18 protein-coding genes are annotated in these 16,159 nt (G+C 62.0%); 8 read left to right on the top strand and 10 right to left on the bottom strand.

Going from position 1 to position 16,159, the window contains the following annotated elements:
* Nucleotides 1-146 precede the first annotated feature (146 nt).
* Entirely contained in the window at nt 147-521 is a 375-nt protein-coding gene (locus tag IEX75_RS13450; protein ID WP_188794808.1) for a YkgJ family cysteine cluster protein, read from the top strand.
* Here the strand turns inward: IEX75_RS13450 and IEX75_RS13455 are convergent.
* Together IEX75_RS13455 and IEX75_RS13460 are read right to left on the bottom strand one after the other, a co-directional pair.
* Nucleotides 502-1,278 (bottom strand): anti-sigma factor family protein, encoded by a 777-nt coding sequence (locus tag IEX75_RS13455; RefSeq protein WP_188794809.1) that lies wholly within the window; start codon nt 1,276-1,278, stop codon nt 502-504. The genes IEX75_RS13450 and IEX75_RS13455 overlap by 20 nt on opposite strands.
* Nucleotides 1,265-1,828 (bottom strand): sigma-70 family RNA polymerase sigma factor, encoded by a 564-nt coding sequence (locus IEX75_RS13460; RefSeq protein WP_188794810.1) that lies wholly within the window; start codon nt 1,826-1,828, stop codon nt 1,265-1,267. The genes IEX75_RS13455 and IEX75_RS13460 overlap by 14 nt, the downstream gene beginning before the upstream one ends.
* A gap of 124 nt (nt 1,829-1,952) precedes the next feature.
* Between IEX75_RS13460 and IEX75_RS13465 the strand changes: the two genes are divergently transcribed.
* Nucleotides 1,953-2,900: a metallophosphoesterase family protein gene (locus tag IEX75_RS13465; protein ID WP_188794811.1), complete on the top strand. Its 948-nt coding sequence runs from the start codon at nt 1,953-1,955 to the stop codon at nt 2,898-2,900.
* Complete coding sequence (locus IEX75_RS13470) at nt 2,897-3,244, top strand: cupredoxin domain-containing protein (RefSeq protein ID WP_188794812.1); 348 nt, start codon at nt 2,897-2,899, stop codon at nt 3,242-3,244. The genes IEX75_RS13465 and IEX75_RS13470 overlap by 4 nt, the downstream gene beginning before the upstream one ends.
* Here IEX75_RS13470 and IEX75_RS13475 read toward each other — a convergent pair.
* Together IEX75_RS13475 and IEX75_RS13480 are read right to left on the bottom strand one after the other, a co-directional pair.
* The gene (locus IEX75_RS13475) at nt 3,231-4,040 is read right to left on the bottom strand and encodes a DODA-type extradiol aromatic ring-opening family dioxygenase (protein WP_188794813.1); all 810 of its coding nucleotides are present in this window, start codon (nt 4,038-4,040) and stop codon (nt 3,231-3,233) included. The genes IEX75_RS13470 and IEX75_RS13475 overlap by 14 nt on opposite strands.
* A gap of 185 nt (nt 4,041-4,225) precedes the next feature.
* Nucleotides 4,226-6,073: a DEAD/DEAH box helicase gene (locus IEX75_RS13480; RefSeq protein WP_188794814.1), complete on the bottom strand. Its 1,848-nt coding sequence runs from the start codon at nt 6,071-6,073 to the stop codon at nt 4,226-4,228.
* 109 nt (nt 6,074-6,182) lie between these two features.
* Here IEX75_RS13480 and IEX75_RS13485 point away from each other — a divergent pair, with 109 nt between their 5' ends.
* Both IEX75_RS13485 and IEX75_RS13490 read left to right on the top strand, forming a co-directional pair.
* Complete coding sequence (locus tag IEX75_RS13485) at nt 6,183-6,932, top strand: SDR family NAD(P)-dependent oxidoreductase (RefSeq protein WP_188794815.1); 750 nt, start codon at nt 6,183-6,185, stop codon at nt 6,930-6,932.
* Nucleotides 6,933-6,937: 5 nt separating this feature from the next.
* Complete coding sequence (locus IEX75_RS13490) at nt 6,938-7,492, top strand: GNAT family N-acetyltransferase (RefSeq protein WP_188795682.1); 555 nt, start codon at nt 6,938-6,940, stop codon at nt 7,490-7,492.
* A gap of 111 nt (nt 7,493-7,603) precedes the next feature.
* On the opposite strand, the gene IEX75_RS13495 is transcribed toward IEX75_RS13490, so the two are convergent.
* Nucleotides 7,604-8,926, bottom strand: a complete 1,323-nt coding sequence (locus IEX75_RS13495; protein ID WP_188794816.1) for a DEAD/DEAH box helicase — start codon at nt 8,924-8,926, stop codon at nt 7,604-7,606.
* Nucleotides 8,927-9,094: 168 nt separating this feature from the next.
* Here IEX75_RS13495 and IEX75_RS13500 point away from each other — a divergent pair, with 168 nt between their 5' ends.
* Both IEX75_RS13500 and IEX75_RS13505 read left to right on the top strand, forming a co-directional pair.
* Nucleotides 9,095-10,315 carry an MFS transporter gene (locus IEX75_RS13500; protein WP_188794817.1) on the top strand — a complete coding sequence of 407 codons (1,221 nt, stop codon included), beginning with the start codon at nt 9,095-9,097 and terminating at the stop codon, nt 10,313-10,315.
* A 37-nt stretch (nt 10,316-10,352) separates the two neighbouring features.
* Nucleotides 10,353-10,838, top strand: coding sequence for an FKBP-type peptidyl-prolyl cis-trans isomerase (locus tag IEX75_RS13505; protein ID WP_188794818.1), 486 nt, complete (start codon nt 10,353-10,355; stop codon nt 10,836-10,838).
* A 142-nt stretch (nt 10,839-10,980) separates the two neighbouring features.
* Here the strand turns inward: IEX75_RS13505 and IEX75_RS13510 are convergent, their stop codons facing one another.
* From IEX75_RS13510 to IEX75_RS13530, 5 genes are all read right to left on the bottom strand, one after another.
* Complete coding sequence (locus IEX75_RS13510) at nt 10,981-11,412, bottom strand: organic hydroperoxide resistance protein (RefSeq protein WP_188794819.1); 432 nt, start codon at nt 11,410-11,412, stop codon at nt 10,981-10,983.
* 5 nt (nt 11,413-11,417) lie between these two features.
* Nucleotides 11,418-11,876, bottom strand: coding sequence for a MarR family winged helix-turn-helix transcriptional regulator (locus IEX75_RS13515; protein ID WP_188794820.1), 459 nt, complete (start codon nt 11,874-11,876; stop codon nt 11,418-11,420).
* 141 nt (nt 11,877-12,017) lie between these two features.
* Nucleotides 12,018-12,563 (bottom strand): C40 family peptidase, encoded by a 546-nt coding sequence (locus tag IEX75_RS13520; protein WP_188794821.1) that lies wholly within the window; start codon nt 12,561-12,563, stop codon nt 12,018-12,020.
* 88 nt (nt 12,564-12,651) lie between these two features.
* The gene (locus tag IEX75_RS13525; protein WP_188794822.1) at nt 12,652-13,164 is read right to left on the bottom strand and encodes an energy transducer TonB; all 513 of its coding nucleotides are present in this window, start codon (nt 13,162-13,164) and stop codon (nt 12,652-12,654) included.
* 194 nt (nt 13,165-13,358) lie between these two features.
* Nucleotides 13,359-14,708, bottom strand: coding sequence for a hypothetical protein (locus IEX75_RS13530; RefSeq protein ID WP_188795684.1), 1,350 nt, complete (start codon nt 14,706-14,708; stop codon nt 13,359-13,361).
* A gap of 94 nt (nt 14,709-14,802) precedes the next feature.
* Between IEX75_RS13530 and IEX75_RS13535 the strand changes: the two genes are divergently transcribed.
* Nucleotides 14,803-16,062: an NAD(P)/FAD-dependent oxidoreductase gene (locus IEX75_RS13535; RefSeq protein WP_188794823.1), complete on the top strand. Its 1,260-nt coding sequence runs from the start codon at nt 14,803-14,805 to the stop codon at nt 16,060-16,062.
* Nucleotides 16,063-16,159: the final 97 nt, after the last annotated feature.

Consider the following 16,159-nt stretch of genomic DNA (forward strand, 5'->3'; position numbering starts at 1 on the left):
TGTGCGAATCACGCAAACGTGTTGTCCCTCAAGTGCTCGTTACTTTTTTCGCAAAATTTCCCCAGACAGCGATGGGCTTTCGCGGGAATGACGGCCTTCCATGATTGACGATTCCGGATACGCGCTGTGCATTTCTTCAATCCGCCATGACACACCCATGCCTACGCTGCGGCGCGTGCTGCGCCAATTTCCGGGTCGCCTTCCACTGGAGCGAGGCCGAGCCCTCCATGGGTGGCCAGGTGCCATCCAAACTCACCGAAAAGTTCGACCCGCATCGTTTGGTCATGCGCGGCACGCAGGCTTACCAGCCGCGTTGTATTGCGTTGGAGGGCAGCGTTGGTGTGACGACCCGGTGCAGCATTCATCCGCAACGCCCATCGATATGCAGAGAAGTGCTGCCGTCGTGGGAGTCAGGCGAACCCTATCCGCAATGCGACAAGGCGCGCATCGCCCACGGCTTGTCGCCACTTGCGCCGGAAGACTGGATCCGCTTCAAGGACGCTAACGCATCGGCGGCGTAACGCTGTCGTTCTGGAAGGCCAGCACGAACTCGTGAAGCTCGCTTTCGTTGACATTGGATACGGCCACGAAATGCATGTGGCCGGTCGTCCATTGAATCGCGTTATAGCCATGCCACTGCGTCGTGATTTGCACGGCATCGTCGGATGACACCGGCCACTGATACAGATTGATGATGTGCAGATGCCGCTTGAAGATCAGGGCGGCAACGCTGCGCCCGCCGAGCGCGTCGAGCCGGCCGCCGACCAGTGGGAAACCCTCGCCAGCCAAATCTTTCACGCGCGGCGAAAAATCCAGCTTGCCATCGAACCATGGCTTGACGGTGTGCTGATCAGTCGACACCACATCCATCAGATGCTGCGGCTGCATCGAACGGATATGGCTGGAAATGGCTTCGTCCGCCCATTGACTTGCATCGCCGGTACGGTGCGTGGAGGTCAGCCAGAGCGGCGTGGCGATGATCACTGCGGCTGCAAAGCCTGCGGCCATGGCCAGCGCAAGCGGTGCGCGGCGTGTCCTGGCGGGTGGTGTGGTGGAGGCCACCGGCTTTTCGGTTTGCCATGTTTTCCGCAAGGTGTCGGGTGCGCGGCGATACAAGGATGCACGCCCCATGCCCTCGCGAAGTTGCCCGTAATCGGCATAACTTGCCGCGCAGCTCGGGCAGGCTTGCATATGCCGGACGATCGCCACGCTTTGTGCGGCATCCAGTTCGTTATCGAGATAGGCGTGCAGAAGCAGCCTTGCGTCATCGCACATCATGACGGCGTGCCTCCGTGGAAGATGAAGATAGTTCGGCCTTCAGCCGTTCGCGTGCGCGGGCCAGTCGCGACATGACGGTGCCGATTTTCTGGCCGGTGATGTTGGCAATCTCCTTGTAGGAGCATTCTTCCAGTTCGCGCAGCACGATGACTTCACGCAAAGGATGTGGAAGGTTTTCCAACGCGGCTTGCAATGCCTGGATGTCGACGGATATCAAGGCACGTGCTTCGGGAGAAGGTGCCTCGTCGATCAGCGTGTGGGCTTCATCGTCGAAGGTTTCATGCTTGGCATCGGCAGCTGCTTTTGAGCGCAGCGAGTAGAACGTGTTGCGCACGATGGCGAGCAGCCATACGCGTGCATCATCGCCGTGGAAGCTGTGGAAATAGCGAAACGCACGCAGCATGGATTCCTGCACCACGTCCTGTGCATCGGTATCGTCGCGTGCCAGCCAGCGGGCCAGGTTGTACGCAGCATCCAGGTACGGCACCACGCAAGCTTCGAAGCTGGTGCGGTTGAAGGCGGCTGCAGGATGGTGGATGTCGGAGGGCATAAAACCTCTTACCGCGTCCCGGACGACTTTATTCCCGCGCCCCGGAACACGGAATAGGCCGGTTGGCCAAGCAGTAGACGAGGATGAGGGCGGCGTTGGGCGGCCCATTCAAGCGGAGCTAGTGATGGACACCGATGACAGCCGTGCCGACGGCCGGCGGCAATTTCTCAAATGCATGGCCTGGGCCGGAGCCGGCACCCTGTGGCTGATGAAAAGCGGGGTGCTGCACGCGCAGCCGCTGGGTCAATCCGGTACGGGCCAATCCGTTATCAGCAAGGACGCCACTTTCAGCTTCGTGCAGATCAGTGACTCGCACATCGGTTTTCATAAGGCGCCCAATCCGGACGTCGTAGGCACCTTGCGCCGTTCGCTGGCGATGATCAACGCACAATCAACGCGGCCGGCCTTTCTGCTGCATACGGGCGATCTGACACACCTGTCCAAGCCCGAGGAGTTCGACACGCTGGCCGGCGTGATGCAGGAGGCACGTGTTGGCCGCAGCTTCTATGTACCCGGTGAGCACGATGTGATCGGCGACAACGGTGCCGAATTCTTTCGACGCTTTGGCGAGAAACAGCAGGATGGCGGCTGGTACAGCTTCGATCAGGATGGCGTGCATTTCGTGGGGCTGATCAATGTGCTGAACCTCAAAGCCGGTGGCTTGGGTTCGCTTGGTACTGATCAATTGGCGTGGTTGAAGAAGGATCTGGCGGGACTGTCGGCAGAAACGCCGATCGTCGTGTTTGCGCATATGCCGCTGTGGCCGCTGTATCCGCAGTGGGGCTGGGGGACGGATGACAGTGCAGAGGCCTTGGGTTATTTGAAGCGCTTCGGTTCGGTGACGGTGCTCAACGGGCATATCCACCAGATCCAGCAAAAAGTGGAAGGCAGCATCACTTTCTACACCGCGCGTTCCACCGCTTATCCGCAACCTGCGCCGGGTGAAGCACCGGCGCCAGGGCCGTTGCAGAGCGTGAAGCCGGATGCATTGCACCGCTATCTGGGCATCCGCGATGTGCGGCACGTGCGAGTCGGCGGCGCCCTGGCTGTGACCGACGAGGTGCTGACATGAAGCATGCGATACGACTGCGAGCGATCGGCATGATGGCGCTTGGCGGCATGGTTTTTTCGTGCATGGCGGCGGATGCCATACCGGCCAAGAGTAAAACCTATCAGGTGGCGATCCAGAACTTCGCGTTTGCGCCGAAGACGGTCACCGTGCCGGCAGGTACACGCGTGACATGGACCAATCGCGACGAGGAGCCTCACGTGATCACCAGCGCTGGTGCGCTGTTTACATCATCGAAGGCGCTGGATTCGGGTGACACCTATGCCGTGACGTTCGCCAAGCCCGGCACGTATGCGTATTACTGCTCGATCCATCCCATGATGGTCGGCACGATCATTGTGCAGTGAGGGCAACCGGCGCGCTGTCGAAGCGATAGATATCCATGGCAAAAAGCCCCAAGTCGATACCTGCGTCGATGCGCTGTCCGTCGACTTGTTCGCCGGCAGCGCCGAGCGCTACGTACAGCGGCAACAGATGCTCGTCGGTGGGATGCGCGCGCTCCGCTCCCGGCGCCTGGCGGCGGTAGTCGAGCAGTGCGTTGACGTCGCCGTCTTTGATCTTCTGTTCGACCCAGCCGATGAACGGGCGCACATACGGCGCTTCGTTCGTCTCGCTGTAGCCCGCGCGAAAGTCGTGCAGGTTATGCGTGATGCTGCCGGAGCCGATCACCAGCACGCCTCGCTCGCGCAGCGGTGCCAGTGCGCGGCCTACGGCGTACTGGTGCGCCGGACCGAGATTCGGCTGGATCGACAGCGGTACCACCGGGATGTCCGCTTGCGGGTACAGCAGACGCAGCGGTACCCAGGCGCCATGGTCGAGGCCTTGTGTGGTGTCGAGCCGTGGCTTCAGCCCTGCGTGGTCGAGCAACTGCATGACCTGTGCGGCAACGCCCGGCGCGCCGGGCGCCGGGTACTGGACCTCGAAAAGCTCGCGCGGGAAACCATAGAAGTCGTGGATGGTTTCCGGCTGCGCCGCACCACCCACGCTCGGTTGGTGCGCCAACCAATGAGCGGTGGCGATCACCACGGCCTTCGGGCGAGGCAATTGGGCGGCGATTTCAGCTAGCCGTTTGCCGACCTTGCCCGGGTGCAGGGCGGTCATGGGCGAGCCGTGGGAGATGTAGAGGCTGGGAAGGGTGTTCATGGCGGCGTAGGTTGGGGTGCAAACCCCAACATAAGGATGTTCATGGCGATCAAGTATGGCCGCATGGACATGTTTGCAGCGGTAGGCGGCCAGAAACGCAGTGTTGCTCTGGGTGCAACGACGTTGTGTGCTCTCAACGCATGACACGCATGGCGATGTTGGGGTTTGCACCCCAACCTACGCGCTCATTTGCGGCGCACCGGCTTGTCACCACCACGCCCATGCTTCGGCTTGCCCGTATGCCCACGCGCATGCGCCGGCTTGAAGCCCGGCTTGCGCGGCGCACGTGTGCCTCCCTCGGCGTCATTGCCATCCCATTCGCTGATGCGCAATTGCTGCTGATTCACCCACACCTTCTTCAGGTGCTGGAAGACTTCCTGAGGCATGCCATCGGGTAGGTCGATCAGGCTGTAGTCGTCGCGGATGCTGAGGCGGCCGATGAACTGACTCTCCAGGCCGGCTTCATTGGCGATGGCGCCGATGATGTTGCCGGGCTTCACGCCGTGTTCGTGGCCCACTTCGATGCGATAGGTGCGCTTGCCGGTCTCAGTGGCATGCGGGCGTTGCTGACGCGGCGCGGCGTCACGCGGATGATCGTCGCGCTGACGCGATTCGCGTTGAGGACGTCGTGTTTCGCCATCGTGTGCGCGGGCGGGACGCGGTTCGCGCTCCTGCGCACGTTCACGCTTGGGCGGTGCTTCCAGCAATAACGGACGATCGCCCTGGGCGATGCGCGCCAGGGCGGCGGCAATTTCGATGGCCGGTATGTTGTGTTCCTGTTCGAATTGCTCGATGAGCTGCTGGAATTGTGCCAGTCCACCCATGGCCAGCGTATCGCTGATGTTCTGCTTGAAGCGGGAAATGCGACGATCGTTCACGGCTTCCACCGTGGGCAGCTTCATTTCCTCGATCGGCTGGCGCGTGGCGCGTTCGATCGCGCGCAGCATGCCTTTTTCGCGCGGGGTGACGAACAGAATCGCTTCACCGCTGCGACCCGCGCGGCCGGTGCGGCCGATGCGGTGCACGTAGCTTTCCGTGTCGTACGGAATGTCGTAGTTCAGCACGTGGCTGATGCGCTCCACGTCCAGGCCACGCGCGGCGACGTCGGTGGCAACGAGAATGTCGAGCTTGCCTTCCTTGAGTTGCTGGATCACGCGCTCACGCTGCGGCTGCGCAATGTCGCCGTTGATGGCGGCAGCGGCAAGACCGCGCGCCTGCAGTTTCTCGGCGAGTTCCTCGGTCGCTTGCTTGGTGCGCGCGAAGATGATCATCGCGTCGAAGGGTTCGGCTTCCAGGATGCGCGTCATCGCATCCAGCTTGTGCATGCCGCTTACCCACCAGTAACGCTGGCGGATGTTCGCCGCCGTGGTGGTAGCCGCCTTGATGGTGACTTCCACCGGATTTTTCAGATGCTGCTGGGCGATCTTGCGGATCGGCGGCGGCATGGTGGCGGAGAACAACGCCACCTGGCGCTCCGGCGGGGTGGCTTGCAGCACTTTCTCGACGTCGTCGATAAAGCCCATGCGCAGCATTTCATCCGCTTCGTCGAGCACGATGAAACGCAGTTCGGAAAGGTCAAGCGTGCCGCGCTCCAGGTGATCGATCACGCGGCCGGGTGTGCCGACCACGATGTGCACGCCACGGCGCAAGGCATGTAACTGCGGTCCGTAGCTCTGGCCGCCGTAGATCGGCAAGACCTGGAAGCCCGGCATGTGCGCGGCATAGCGCTGGAAGGCTTCGGCCACCTGGATGGCCAGTTCACGCGTCGGCGCCAGTACCAGCGCCTGCGGCTTGCCCGGGCGCATTTCAATGCGCGAAAGGATGGGCAATGCAAAGGCCGCCGTCTTGCCGGTGCCGGTCTGCGCTTGGCCCAGCACGTCGCGGCCTTCGAGCAGGGACGGGATGGTGGCGGCCTGGATCGGCGACGGCGATTCGTATCCCACATCGGCCAGTGCGCGCAGCACTTCCGGCGTGAGGGCAAGCGCAGAGAAACCAGCGGTGGCCGGAGCAGAGTCGGAAGACGGGGACGACATGGGGGGAACCTCGACGTGGCATGCGCGGGGCATGCGGGAGAAAGGCCACTATTGTAACAGCCCGTGGCGGACATACTCTTGATGAATTGCGTGGTTACAAGGAGCCGTCATGAAGAACCGCCTGAAAGATCGCATTGCCTTGGTTACGGGAGCGTCCTCGGGGATCGGCGAGTCGACCGCGCTGGCTTTGGCGGAGCAGGGCGCCAAGGTGGCGATTGCCGCCCGGCGCCAGGATCGGCTGGAACAGCTGGCTGCCAAGTTGGCCGAACTGGGCGCGGAACCGCTGGTGCTGGTGGCTGATCTCGCTTCGGAGGTGGAGGCTCAACGCATCGTGAAGGAAACCGAGGCGCATTACGGCCGTCTCGACATCCTTATCAACAATGCCGGCGTGATGTACCTGGAGCCGGTTGCCGAAGCGGATCTGGGGCGCTGGCGCAGGATGCTCGAATTGAACGTTCTCAGCTTGATTGCTTCTTCGCAAGCTGCACTGGCCGGTATGCGTGCGCGGCGTGAGGGGCACATCGTCAACATCGCTTCGGTGGCGGGTCGTGTGGCCAATCCCAATGCAGCAGCTTATGCAGCGACGAAGTTCGGCGTGGTGGGCTTTTCCGAATCGCTGCGGCGCGAGGTGTACAAGGACAACATCCGCGTCAGCGTGATCGAACCGGGCATGGTGGATACCGAATTGCGCGAGCACGTCGGGCATGAAGCCAGCCGACGCGCCGTCAATGCACGTGCCGGTGAAATGCGCCAGCTGCAGGCCGAGGATATTGCCGACACCATTCTGTTTTGCGTGACACGTCCGGATTACGTGTGCATCAACGAAGTGCTGATGCGCCCCACGGATCAGGAACGTTGAACACCGTGGTGGCCTTGCCGGTGTTGGAAACACCACGCGCACGCATTCGTGTTGCTGACGTCACGGATGCAAGCAAGATGCTGCGCTATCGCGTGCAGAATCGCACCCACCTTTCACCGTGGGAGCCGCTGCGCGACACGGCGCACTACACGGTGGAGCATTGCATTCAGACGATTGCGCAAAGCCGCCAGAATGCTCAGCAGGATCGTGGTTATCCCCTGATGGTGTTCGATCGTCACGAACAGGCGATCCTCGGAACCTTCACGTTCGCCAATATCGTGCGCGGTGCGTTCCAGGCATGTCATCTCGGCTATGGCATAGCCGCCCCTATGCAGGGGCAGGGCTTGATGCGCGAGGTGCTGGAGGTTGGCATCGCCTGGGCCTTCGGCGAATTGCGCTTGCACCGGATCATGGCCAATTACATGCCGAGCAATGAGCGCAGTGCGAGGTTGTTGGCGTCGTTCGGATTTGAGCGGGAAGGGTATGCGAAGCGGTACCTGCAGATTGCAGGGGAGTGGGAGGATCACGTGCTTACGGCGTTGGTTGCGCCAGGTGGGTGAAACGCAGAACTCACGTAGGTTGGGGTGCAAACCCCAACATTGCCATGTTTGTCGAGGCCATGATGTTGGGGTTTGCACCCCAACCTACGCGCTGGGTAGAAAGCTGGTTTATTACGCCTTCGCTGCCGGCCTACGACCACGCGATCGCTGGCGCTTGCGATTCCCCATCGCATGCTCGCCGGCAGCATTGTTCTGCTGCGCATGCCCATGCGGCCGATGCCCATTGCCACCTTGCCGCGGCGGACGTGCCTGCCGCTGCCCTTGCTTCGGACGTGGTGCATGCGCATCCAGCCGCAGCGGCGTGGATAGCTCAAAACCAGGCACTTCGCTGACCGCAATGTCCTGGTTCAACAGTTTGCGGATATCGCGCAGCAGGCCGGATTCTTCATGGCACACCAGCGACAGGGCGATGCCGCTGGCGCCGGCACGGCCGGTGCGGCCGATGCGGTGCACATAGTCTTCGGCCACCATCGGCAGGTCGTAGTTGATCACGATCGGCAACTGGTCGATATCGATGCCGCGTGCGGCGATATCCGTTGCCACCAGCACGGTGATGCGGCCGTTCTTGAAATCGGCCAACGCTTTCGTGCGGGCGTTCTGGCTCTTGTTGCCGTGGATGGCCGCGGCGCGTAAACCGGATTGCTCCAGGTAACGCACCAGCTTGTCGGCGCCATGCTTGGTGCGGCTGAACACCAGCGTCTGACGGCGGCTGTCCTGGCTGAGCACGTGCAGCAGTAGATCGCGCTTGCGCGTGCCATCGACCGGATGCACTTGATGGCTGACGGTGGTGGCCACGCTGTTGGCCGGCGTCACGGACACCTCTTGCGGCGATTGCATGAACTGCATCGCCAGCGCTTTGATCTCCGGTGCGAACGTGGCCGAGAACAGCAGCGTCTGACGTTGCTTCGGCAAGATGCTGATGATGCGCTTGAGCGAGGGCAGAAAGCCCATGTCGAGCATGCGGTCGGCTTCATCCAGCACCAGCACTTCCACGCCGGAGAGGTCGATCGTGCGCTGCTGCATGTGATCCACCAGCCGGCCCGGTGTGGCGATGACGATATCAGTGCCGCGACGCAGCGCCTGCACCTGCGGACCCATGCTCACGCCGCCGAAGATCACCGCGCTGCTGACGCGCAGATGTTTGCCATAAGCGCGAACGTTATCGTTGATCTGCGCGGCGAGTTCGCGCGTTGGCGTCAGCACCAGTGCGCGCGGACGCTTCTTGCTGGCAGGTTCGGTCGTGGACAAATGCTGCAGCAAAGGCAGCGAGAAAGCAGCGGTTTTGCCGGTGCCGGTCTGTGCGGCGGCCAGCAGGTCGTGACCTTCCAGCACCACCGGAATAGCACCGGCCTGGATCGGGGTGGGTTCGGTATAGCCTTGCTCGGCAAGCGCACGCAGCAACGCAGGGGCGAGGCCCAGCGATTCGAAAGACATGATTAGCTCCTGTTGCAACCCGGAGCCTTCATCTAGAACCGCGTTGCCGTATATGGGGATGGAAGAGGAATGCGCCGCCAAAACGCGTGCGAATTCGAATACCCATTATACATGAAGGCCGTTGCTGCATCGTGGTAGCCTCGCGCAGCCGTCTATCGGGAGCCTTGCATGTCCGTCCTGTCTGCCCTTCGCGAGTTGAATCATGAGCAGCGGCATACCGTGCTGGCGAGTTTTCTGGGATGGACGTTGGATGCGTTCGACTATTTTCTCTTCACCTTCGTGATCGTCGGTATCGCGAATGAATTCCATGTGGATCGCACCGAGGTCACGCTGGGTGTGTTCCTGACCTTGGCGGCGCGTCCGGTGGGGGCTTTGATATTTGGGCGACTGGCGGATCGCTTCGGTCGCCGGCCGGTGTTGATGGTCGACGTGCTGCTGTTTTCGGTATTCGAGCTGGCCACGGCGTTTTCCACGTCGATGACGATGCTGCTCGCCTTGCGTTTCCTGTTCGGCGTGGCGATGGGTGGCGAATGGGGCATCGGTGCGTCGTTGGCGATGGAGTCGATTCCACCCAAATCGCGGGGCCTGGTGTCGGGCCTGCTGCAAAGCGGCTATCCGTGCGGCTTTTTCTTGGGGGCGCTGGCGAACTGGCTGTTGATCGACCACATCGGTTGGCGCGGCCTGTTCATCGTTGGCACGATCCCGGCGCTGCTGGTGCTCTACATCCGACGCAAGGTACCCGAGTCGCCGGCGTGGGAAGCAAGTCAGGCGGTACATGGCAAGCGCAGCCTGGTCGATGCGATGCGCGGTCACTGGAAGTTGGCGATCTACCTGATGTGCCTGATGGCTGCCTTCAACATGTTCAGCCATGGCTCGCAGGACATGTACCACACCTTCGAAGAAGTGAATCTGCATTTGCCGACCGGTTCGAGTGCGGCGTTTGTACTGGTGGCCTTGCTCAATCTCGGCGCGTTGGTAGGTGGCATCTTCTTCGGCGGATGGTCGGAGAAAGTGGGGCGCCGCCGCGCCATGATCATCGCGGCCTTGCTTGCCATTCCGGTGATTCCGCTGTGGACGTATGGCGGTTCGTTGTTGCTGCTGGGGCTGGGGGCGTTCCTGATCCAGGTGATGGTGCAAGGTGCCTGGGGTGTGGTGCCGACGCATCTGAACGAGCTATCGCCGGATGCCGTACGCGGCACCTTGCCGGGTTTTGCCTATCAGATGGGCAACCTCATAGCTGCCGGCACCGCCACGGCCCAGTCCTGGCTGGCAGCGCAAGGGGCGGGGTTGCCGCTGGTGATGTCGTTGTGGATTGCTGCGGTGGCTGTATTACTGGCGCTGCTGCTGTGGCTGGGGCCTGAAGCCCGCGGCGTACGCTTCGGTAGCTGATAGAATCGTCGTCTTTGGTTCACTCAAGAGACAGGCAATGAAGGCTGGCAAGGACAAGGTCATCGCGTTCCACTACACGCTCACCGTGGAAGGCGAGAAGGTTGAAAGCTCGCACGACGGCGGCGAGCCGCTGTGGATTCTGCTTGGCCATGGCCAGCTGATTCCGGGCCTGGAAAAGGCGCTGGAAGATCATGGCGCCGGCGACACGCTGCAGGTGGAAATTCCGGCGGCCGAAGGTTACGGCGAGCGCCAGGAAGGCCAGATCCAGCGCGTGCCGAAGAAGTATTTCCAGCAGGGCAATCGCTTGAAGCCGGGCATGACGACGGTGTTGTCGCTCAAGCAAGGCGGCCAGCGCGTGGTGACCGTGCATAAGGTCGGCATGAGCACCATCGACGTGGATCTCAACCATCCGATGGCGGGCAAGACGCTGAACTTCGACGTTGCGATTCAGGAAGTGCGCGACGGGACGGAGGAGGAGATTCAGCACGGCCACGCGCATCCGCCGGGTGCTGAAGCACACTGAAGCAGCAGCATCGTAGGTTGGGTTAGCGCAGCGTAACCCAACAATGTCGCACGGATACGTTGGGTTACGCTGCGCTAACCCAACCTACGATGCTACGAAGCAACGGCGCCTTTCGGCGCCGTTGCTTTATCGGCCGGTTGCATCAAACCAGGCTGATCTGCACATCCACATTGCCGCGCGTGGCATGCGAGTACGGGCAGATATCGCGGTGCGCAACGTCGATCAGTTCCTGTGCCACCGCGGGATCGATGCCCGGCAGGCTCACTTCCAGCTTCACCGTGATGGCGAAACCGGCGGGGTCACGCGGACCAATGCCGACGTGGCCGGTCACCGAGGCATCCTTCAGCGCAACCTTCTTCTCGCGCGCGACGTAACGCACGGCACCTTCAAAGCAGGCGGAATAACCGGCGGCAAACAGCTGTTCCGGGTTGCTGCCGTGGCCGCCTGGGCCGCCGAGTTCCTTCGGCACTTTCAGATCGAAATCCAGCACGCCATCGCTGCTGTGGATATGGCCTTCGCGGCCGCCCTTGGCAGTGGCAGTGGCGGTATAGAGAACTTTGGTCGGGTTGCTCATGACGTTTACTCTCGTTGGTCGGTGGGGGAGGCGAGCTGTGTCGCCAGGTTTTTCAATTCGTCGCGCAGGCGCGTGAATGCGTCCACGGACATGCAAAGTTTTTCGGCCAGGCAGCGCGGCACCTCGGCGGCGCGTTCGCGCAGCTTGTCGCCGGCTTCGGTCAGGGTGATTTCCACTTCGCGCTCGTCGCTTTGACGACGGCGCCGGCCTAGCAGGCCGGCTTGCTGCAGCCGCTTCAACAGCGGGGTGAGCGTGCCGGAATCCAGCTGCAGTCGGTCGCCAAGCTCGCTCACGGTGAGCCCGTCCCGCTCCCACAGCACCAGCATCACCAGATATTGCGGATAGGTGAGGTCCAATGCTTCAAGCAGGGGCCGGTACGTCGCCGTCATGCGGCGCGAGGCGGCGTACAGCGCGAAGCAGAGCTGTTCGTCCAGGAGCAAAGAGGGGGTAAGCGGCTTGTTCATGGTGAGAACATTAGCATCAAATTTAATTGTGCACAATATATTTCTTGTGAAGATCCCCACTCCTAAGCAAAGTCGCTGGGTCCCGGCTTTCGCCGGGACGACGGAGATAAGCTTCTTTATGTGATCGGAGGGACGGGCGGGTTAGTCCAGCAGTCGCTTCCCGTACTCGAAGTGATCTCGCCAATACGGCCCATCGATATCGTCGAGACGTACCGTGCCGCCGCTATTGGGCGCGTGCACGAAGCGGCCTTTGCCGACATAGACGCCGACGTGGCTGATACCGCGGCCGCTGCCGAAAAACACCAGGTCGCCACTCACCAAGTCGTCCATGCGCTTGATCTTCTCGCCGTTCATCGATGCCATGTCGCGTGAGCTGTGCGGCAGATCCATGTTGGCGGCGTTGCGATAGATGTATTCGACCAAGCCGCTGCAATCGAAGCCGCCGGAGGGTGTGTTGCCGCCCCAGCGGTAGGGCGTGCCGACCAGGGCCATGGCGCGGAACAGCACGTCATTGGCCGTGCCGACGGCGTTTTCCGGTGCGCGCGCCGGTTCGTTGGCGAGGACGGAGTCCGATGGCTTGAAGGTGGCCTCGCGACGGGGGGAGCTGGCGCACGCGACCAGCAACAGCAGCACGCCCGCCAGCGCACTCAAACGCAGCGCGCGGGCGAGCGATCTGTGTTTGTCCATATCCCCTGTAGTGGCCAGGCCCATCTGCAAACCTCGGCGGCGATGCTGCGTTGAGGTTATAGCAAATCAATGGCTTGCCGGGAAGTTCTCAGGAATTGGGAGAGCTCGGCTGAGCTGGCTGGCCGGTAGGCGGCGGGGGCATTGGGGTACCCGGCGGTGGTGGCATGTCGCCGTGCGGCGGACCGGGAGGGTGCGGTGGCAGCAAGGCCAGGCTGAAGAGCACCGGCACCTTGATCCACGCTTCGGTTGCCGTGCTGTTGTCCTGCTTCGGCGGGTAATGCCACTTGCCGGCGGCATCGCTGGCGGCCTTGGTCAGTTCGGGCGAAGCCTTGTTGTCCGGATCAGCTTCGACTTTGCGTGCGGCACCGTCAGCGCCTACCAGCACTTTGAGCAATACCACGCCTTGTTCGTGGTTCTTGTTGGCGCATGTGCATGGTGGTGCAAAGGCGGGATCGTGATGCATGTCAGGGCCGGCATCGCCGCCCTCGAACGGAGCATCCGGAGGGTTTTGCGCCAGCACGGCAGTGCTAGCCAGCAACACCAACAGCGTTACGCAGCCGAGCTGGCGGGGTCGGGCCTTGAACGAATAACGGCCAATCATGATGAGGTGCTCCTTAGGTTTTCGGCTCGGTGAGCCGGGGGATCATGACGCTCACGTATCGCGCCGGTGTCGTGCGTCCGGCGGCGGGGCACGAGCACGTCGCGCTGCGTGGCATCGCGGTAGTTGTTGCAGTGGTATCCGGTAAAAAAGCTACCCGTGTGCTTGGAAGAGCAACAAGAGCAGCAGAGGGCCAATCAATTTGACGGCACGTCGACGTCCTGTTGTTGCAGGGTTTTGCCGGTGGCGTCCCAGGCGCGCAGCCGATAGTGGCCGGGGTAGAGGTAAAGGTCGTTGCGCGAGCGACTGTTGTGCAGGAAGGTGTAGCGATCTGCCGGCGTGGCGTTGTCGGGCTCGCCGGGATAATGGGCCTCGACCACACATGGCATCTGGCCTGCACACCATTCGGCGCTGATCGGGTAAGGCACCCGTTTGTCACCGAGCGTCAACCACGACGGCCGCCGGCTGGCATCGAACGGGAGGCGGGGCAGGACCACTTCGCGGCGCAAGACATCGCTTTTCATGATGCCGTGCACGTCCAGGTCGCTATCGAAGGCGGGCGGCAGTATGACGGTGACGTCGTGCTGCTTCGGGTCGGAACTCCAGATCGTGTCGCCGCCGCGTTGGCGCAACACATACGGCACCTCTGACGTGAAGTGGCTGGCGATGGCGTTGTAGAAACCAAAGTCGAGGCCGCCGATGGCGACGTCGCGGAATTGCGTTTGATCCACGCTGAGCGGGTCGTAGCCGCTAAGGCGTTTCAGTTGTATCGCCATGGGTTCGATGCCGCCGCCCAAGTTGCCCACGGCTTTGTCGATATGCGAGTAGCCGGCGTGCACGAACAGCTTGGCCTGTGGATCCTTGGCGAACACTTTGTCGTAGAGCGTGCGCGCTTGCGCAGTATCGCGATCGGCGATGGATGCGTCTTCCGGGTCGTAGGCAACGATGGTGTAGCCGAGGCGGATCGCCTGTCGCACGATCTCGCCATACAAGGGTTCGAGCAGGTATTCGCTGCCCGAAGTATCCGTGACGTAGCCACGGTGCATCAGGTCGGCGTCCTTGGCGCTCAGCGCTTCCACGGCAAAGTATTGGAAGCCGAGTGCGCGCAGGCGCGGAAGCAGGGCCAGTGTCAGCTCGCGGGTGTGGGCGTCGTGATGCGCCTCGTTCACCATCACGATATGGCGCTTGGCGGCAAGTTCGGCCACGGCTTCTGCAGCATCCACGGCTCGCCATTGATCCGGCCCGGGCAGCAGCGTGTTGTGAGGCGGCGCGATGCGGTTGTCGAACGGGAAGGCCATCATCGCCTGGTTATAGAGGCCCAGTTCGCTGTCAACGGTGGCCAGCAATTGCTGCGCCAGCGACTTGTCATCGCCGCTCAGCAAGGGCATCACCGAGCTGAGGTATTCATGGCGCGCCAAGCCGTTGGGCGCACCGCCGAACCGGCTCAGCAATTCCGTGGCGGAAGGCGCAGGCGGCTGCTCATGCGCGCTGATCGAGGCCACCAGCACGGTCGTGCAAAGCAGGCACATCACAGTCGTCAGACGCATCGGCATGGGGAGGCGATGTCGTGGTTGCGACGCCAGCCTGCTCCAGCGATCCATTGCCGCGCAAGTACCAATTCCTGACGGCTACAATGGTCGGATGAATGCTTCCCGCAGTGACGTACTGATCCTCGGTGGTGGTGTCATCGGCCTTGCTTGTGCGCTGCATCTGCTCAAGGGCGGTGCCCGGGTGCGCGTACTGGAGCAAGGCACACCCGGTTGTGGCAGCTCGCATGGCAATTGCGGCACGATCACGCCCAGCCATGCCGCTCCGTTGACCATGCCCGGCACGCTGGGCGTGGCCTTGCGCTCGGTGCTTCGCGCCGACGCACCGCTCTATCTCAATCCTCGCCTGGATGGCCCGCGTCTACGCTGGTTGATGGGTTTTGCGCGACGTTGCACGTGGCATGACTTTGAGCACGCGGCGAAAGCGCGTGCGGCTATTTTGCAGCGCTCGTACCAACTGCTAGCCGAACTGGTCAGCGCGGAAAAGCTGGATTGCGAATTCGTGGAAGAAGGACTGCTCTACGTCTATCGCAGTAGCGGGCAAATGGCGGATGACGAGCATCACCATGCACAGTTGCTGGATCGTTTGGGCATCCCGGTGCAACGGTTGCGAGGGGATGACGTGGCCGCGATGGAGCCGGCACTCAAGCCGGGCGTGTACGGTGGGCTGTTTCATCCCGGCGATGCGCGCTTGCGGCCGGATCGCTATGTCGCCGAACTGGCCAGGTTGGTGCACGAGCACGGCGGCATGATTGAAACCGGCGCGAAGATCGAGCGGATAGCCACGAACGACCAAAGCATTGTCAGCGTTGCGACAACGCTCGGCGATTTCACGGCCGATCGCGTTGTGCTTGCATTGGGCGCATGGTCGCCATTGCTCGGCAAGCAATTGGGCTTGCATCTGCCGATGCAGCCCGGCAAAGGTTATTCGCTGACTTACTCGCGCCCTAAGCTGGCGCCGCGCTATGCCATGGTGCTGCGCGAACCCAAGGTGTGCGTCACCACTTGGGACAGCGGCCTGCGCCTGGGCAGCACCATGGAGTTCTCCGGTTATAAGGAAGGGCTCAACCGCACGCGCATGGAGGCACTGCGGCGCGGCGCGGCGGAAGGTCTGCATGAACCGGAAGGCCCGCAATTGCAGGAAGAATGGTGGGGCTGGCGGCCGATGAGCGTGGATGAAATGCCGATCATTGGACCGAGCACGCGCTGGTCGAATCTGCATCTGGCTACCGGCCACGGCATGCTGGGTGTGAGCATGTCGGCCGCGACGGGAGAGCTGGTTGCTGCGCAGATGCTTGGTACAGCGCCTGCCATCGATCCGGTGCCTTATGCACCGTCACGCTTTCATCTTTGAATACAGATTTAGATACGGCGAGTTGTCATTCCGGCGAAGGCCGGAATCCAGTTTGAATACATTGTGCGAAATTTTTATGTTGAGTGCTTCGCACTAC

Origin of the sequence: Dyella nitratireducens (assembly GCF_014642835.1) — a bacterium.
Taxonomy (GTDB): Bacteria; Pseudomonadota; Gammaproteobacteria; order Xanthomonadales; family Rhodanobacteraceae; genus Dyella_B; species Dyella_B nitratireducens.

Excerpts from the sequence above, each read along its gene's own strand:
- IEX75_RS13460 (WP_188794810.1), bottom strand. The coding sequence starts at position 1,828 with ATGCCCTCCGACATCCACCATCCTGCAGCCGCCTTCAACCGCACCAGC.
- IEX75_RS13535 (WP_188794823.1), top strand. The coding sequence starts at position 14,803 with ATGAATGCTTCCCGCAGTGACGTACTGATCCTCGGTGGTGGTGTCATC.
- IEX75_RS13465 (WP_188794811.1), top strand. The coding sequence starts at position 1,953 with ATGGACACCGATGACAGCCGTGCCGACGGCCGGCGGCAATTTCTCAAA.
- IEX75_RS13485 (WP_188794815.1), top strand. The coding sequence starts at position 6,183 with ATGAAGAACCGCCTGAAAGATCGCATTGCCTTGGTTACGGGAGCGTCC.
- IEX75_RS13515 (WP_188794820.1), bottom strand. The coding sequence starts at position 11,876 with ATGAACAAGCCGCTTACCCCCTCTTTGCTCCTGGACGAACAGCTCTGC.
- IEX75_RS13500 (WP_188794817.1), top strand. The coding sequence starts at position 9,095 with ATGTCCGTCCTGTCTGCCCTTCGCGAGTTGAATCATGAGCAGCGGCAT.
- IEX75_RS13520 (WP_188794821.1), bottom strand. The coding sequence starts at position 12,563 with ATGGACAAACACAGATCGCTCGCCCGCGCGCTGCGTTTGAGTGCGCTG.
- IEX75_RS13505 (WP_188794818.1), top strand. The coding sequence starts at position 10,353 with ATGAAGGCTGGCAAGGACAAGGTCATCGCGTTCCACTACACGCTCACC.
- IEX75_RS13510 (WP_188794819.1), bottom strand. The coding sequence starts at position 11,412 with ATGAGCAACCCGACCAAAGTTCTCTATACCGCCACTGCCACTGCCAAG.
- IEX75_RS13475 (WP_188794813.1), bottom strand. The coding sequence starts at position 4,040 with ATGAACACCCTTCCCAGCCTCTACATCTCCCACGGCTCGCCCATGACC.
- IEX75_RS13450 (WP_188794808.1), top strand. The coding sequence starts at position 147 with ATGACACACCCATGCCTACGCTGCGGCGCGTGCTGCGCCAATTTCCGG.
- IEX75_RS13480 (WP_188794814.1), bottom strand. The coding sequence starts at position 6,073 with ATGTCGTCCCCGTCTTCCGACTCTGCTCCGGCCACCGCTGGTTTCTCT.
- IEX75_RS13525 (WP_188794822.1), bottom strand. The coding sequence starts at position 13,164 with ATGATTGGCCGTTATTCGTTCAAGGCCCGACCCCGCCAGCTCGGCTGC.
- IEX75_RS13470 (WP_188794812.1), top strand. The coding sequence starts at position 2,897 with ATGAAGCATGCGATACGACTGCGAGCGATCGGCATGATGGCGCTTGGC.
- IEX75_RS13455 (WP_188794809.1), bottom strand. The coding sequence starts at position 1,278 with ATGATGTGCGATGACGCAAGGCTGCTTCTGCACGCCTATCTCGATAAC.
- IEX75_RS13530 (WP_188795684.1), bottom strand. The coding sequence starts at position 14,708 with ATGCGTCTGACGACTGTGATGTGCCTGCTTTGCACGACCGTGCTGGTG.
- IEX75_RS13495 (WP_188794816.1), bottom strand. The coding sequence starts at position 8,926 with ATGTCTTTCGAATCGCTGGGCCTCGCCCCTGCGTTGCTGCGTGCGCTT.